The sequence below is a fragment of the Alcanivorax sp. genome, from assembly GCF_040118815.1.
GTDB lineage: Bacteria > Pseudomonadota > Gammaproteobacteria > Pseudomonadales > Alcanivoracaceae > Alcanivorax.
The window spans coordinates 1-3,018 of record NZ_JBEDTC010000018.1; the positions used below are offsets into that span (position 1 = coordinate 1).

The following is a 3,018-nucleotide window of genomic DNA, read 5'->3' on the forward strand; positions in this document are numbered from 1 at the left end:
ACCGTGCCGATCTATTACACCCTGTTCCAGCGTGATGATCAGTGGCGGGTGATCAATGTCTACGTCAACGGTCTGGATTTGCGCGATACCTTCCAGAGCCAGTTCGCCCAGGGTATGCAGCAGTACAACGACATCGACAAGGTGATCGACAACTGGTCCGCGGACGCCAAGATCGACGCCGGCATCGAGGGTGAAGACCAGAAGAGCTGATTGTTCGGCCGCCGCCGCCGTGGCAAGGGGGCGCCGGCTCGCGTATTATTGCCGTTTTTACCGAGGAGCGGGTCTGTCCCGCTCCTTGCTGTTCGGGCCGCTGTCGGCCCCGATGAGGAGCGAACATGAATCCGGAAGAGGTAAAAGCGCTGGTCGAAGCCGGTTTTGATGGTGCCGCCGTGGCGGTGGAAGGCGGCGGCGACCGGTTCCAGATTCGCGTGATATCTACCGCCTTTGACGGCCTGATGCCGGTGAAGAAGCAGCAGCTGGTGTACGCGACCATCAACGAGCAGATCCAGAGCAATACTATCCACGCGGTGCAGATCATTACCTATACCCCGGCCGAGTGGGAAAAAGCCCAGAAAATGGGTATCGGCTGAGGCATTGCGCCCGGCCTTCTGACAAGCCTAGAGACAGTTCATGGATAAATTGATCATCACCGGCGGTCGGCGTCTGGACGGCGAAATCCGTATTTCCGGCGCCAAGAACGCAGCACTGCCGATCCTGGCCGCCACCCTGCTGGCCGACGAGCCGGTCACCGTGGGCAACCTGCCGCATCTGCAGGATGTCACCACCCTGATCGAGCTGCTGGGTCGCATGGGCGTCCACGTGGTGATCGACGACCGCATGAACGTGGAAGTAAACGCTACCACCATCAAGGAACTCACCGCTCCCTACGAGCTGGTGAAGACCATGCGTGCGTCCATCCTGGTACTGGGCCCCATGGTGGCTCATTTTGGCAGGGCCTCAGTGTCGCTGCCCGGTGGTTGTGCCATTGGCTCGCGGCCGGTGGATATTCACCTGCGCGGGCTGGAGGCCATGGGCGCCACCATCGAAGTGGCCAACGGTTATGTGCACGCCTCTGTGGAGGGCCGTCTCAAGGGGGCTCGCATTGTCATGGATACGGTGACCGTGACTGGTACCGAAAACCTGATGATGGCGGCGGCGCTGGCGGAAGGCACCACCTACCTGGAAAACGCGGCCCGCGAACCGGAAGTGGTGGATCTGGCTGACTTCATCAACACCATGGGTGGCAAGGTCAGTGGCGCCGGTACCGACACCATCACTATTGAAGGGGTGGAGAGTCTTCACGGCGGTCATCATGAAGTGATCGCCGACCGTATCGAAACCGGTACCTACCTGATTGCCGCTGCTATCACCGGTGGCCGTATCAAGACCAAGGACACCGTGCCAGGCATTCTCGATGCGGTGCTGCAAAAGCTGGAAGAAGCCGGCGCAAAAATTACCACCGGTGACGACTGGATCGAGCTGGACATGGAGGGTCGTCGGCCCAAGGCCATCTCGCTGCGGACCGCGCCGTACCCGGCCATGCCCACGGACATGCAGGCTCAGTTCATGGCCCTGAACCTGATCGCCGAGGGCACCGGCACCATTGTGGAAACGGTCTTTGAAAACCGCTTTATGCATGTGCAGGAAATGAACCGCATGGGCGCCGATATCGAAGTGCAGGGCAATACCGCTATTTGTCGCGGTGTGGAGCAGCTTACCGGTGCGCCGGTGATGGCCACCGACCTGCGCGCCTCCGCCTCCCTGGTGATCGCGGCGCTGGCGGCGCAAGGGGAAACCACGGTAGACCGTATCTATCACATCGATCGCGGCTATGAGTGTATTGAAGAGAAACTGCAATCGCTGGGTGCGGTGATTCGCCGCGTCCCGCGCTGATCGGGAAAGAGCGTCGTAATGACCAAGCCGTTGACCATCGCCCTGTCCAAGGGGCGCATCCTCAAGGAAACCCTGCCGCTGCTGAAAGCGGCGGGCATTGAACTGCTGGAAGATCCGGAAGCGTCACGCAAGCTGATCTTCGATACCACCCGCGATGATGTGAAAATCATCATTATTCGCGCCACCGATGTGCCCCCCTATGTGCAGCACGGTGCGGCGGATATCGGTGTGGCCGGCAAGGATGTGCTCATGGAGCATGGCGGCGACGGCGTGTTCGAACCCCTGGATCTGAATATCGCTCGTTGCAAATTGATGGTAGCGGCGGTGAAGGATGCCCCGGATGCGGGGGGACGCCTGCGCGTGGCCACCAAATTTGTCAACGTGGCCAAGGCTTACTATGCCCAGCAGGGCAAACAGGCAGAAGTGATCAAACTTTACGGTGCCATGGAGCTGGCGCCGCTGGTGGGTCTGGCCGACCGCATCGTGGACATCGTGGATACCGGCAATACCCTGCGCGCCAACGGTCTGGAGCCCACCGAACTGATCGCCCATATTTCCACCCGGGTGATCGTCAACCGTGCCAGCATGAAAACCCGCCACGGGGACATTCAGGGCATCCTGGATCAGCTGGCCGAGGCGGTGGAGGCCCGCAAGGCCGGTTAGTTCAGCGGGTAGGGTAGGCGTTAATTGATAATTGAGAATGGATAATTGATAACGCGCGGGACAGGCTCTCTATCATCAAGCGCAACAGGCCGCGCCCAGGCTCTGGGCGCGGCCATTGAGCTTTCAGATCGTCAAGACATTGAGCGCTCCGTTATCAATTATCCATTCTCAATTATCAATTGCTTCCCCCCTAACAGATTGTGACTTTGACTACGGTGCCAACCATGGAAACCACCTGGCTTAACGCCAAAGACGCGGATTTCGATGCCAAGCTGGCCGCCCTTACCGCCTGGTCCGAAGAGCGAGACGAGGAAGTGGCGGATCGGGTGCGCGGCATTCTTCGTGATGTGGCCAAACGCGGCGATGCGGCGCTGGTGGAATACACCAACCGCTTTGACCGCCGTGACGTGGCCGGCATGGATGAGCTGGTGGTGGGGCATGATCAATTGCAGGCGGCACTGG

The 3,018-nt window shown here is 59.9% G+C and carries 5 protein-coding genes; all 5 read left to right on the top strand.

What is annotated here, in order from left to right; genetic code table 11:
• The coding region (locus ABNH18_RS13890; protein WP_349383409.1) for an ABC transporter substrate-binding protein at positions 1 to 210 on the top strand (210 nt) is incomplete at its 5' end.
• A 125-nt stretch (positions 211 to 335) separates the two neighbouring features.
• Positions 336 to 590, top strand: a complete 255-nt coding sequence (locus ABNH18_RS13895; RefSeq protein WP_272961595.1) for a BolA family protein — start codon at positions 336 to 338, stop codon at positions 588 to 590.
• A gap of 40 nt (positions 591 to 630) precedes the next feature.
• Positions 631 to 1,893, top strand: coding sequence for a UDP-N-acetylglucosamine 1-carboxyvinyltransferase (gene murA / locus ABNH18_RS13900; protein ID WP_035248081.1), 1,263 nt, complete (start codon positions 631 to 633; stop codon positions 1,891 to 1,893).
• 18 nt (positions 1,894 to 1,911) lie between these two features.
• A complete protein-coding gene (gene hisG / locus ABNH18_RS13905; protein WP_035248079.1) occupies positions 1,912 to 2,556 on the top strand; it encodes an ATP phosphoribosyltransferase in 645 nt (214 codons plus the stop codon).
• Between the two features lie 224 nt (positions 2,557 to 2,780).
• A partial coding sequence (locus tag ABNH18_RS13910; RefSeq protein ID WP_349383410.1) for a histidinol dehydrogenase occupies positions 2,781 to 3,018 on the top strand: 238 nt, incomplete at its 3' end.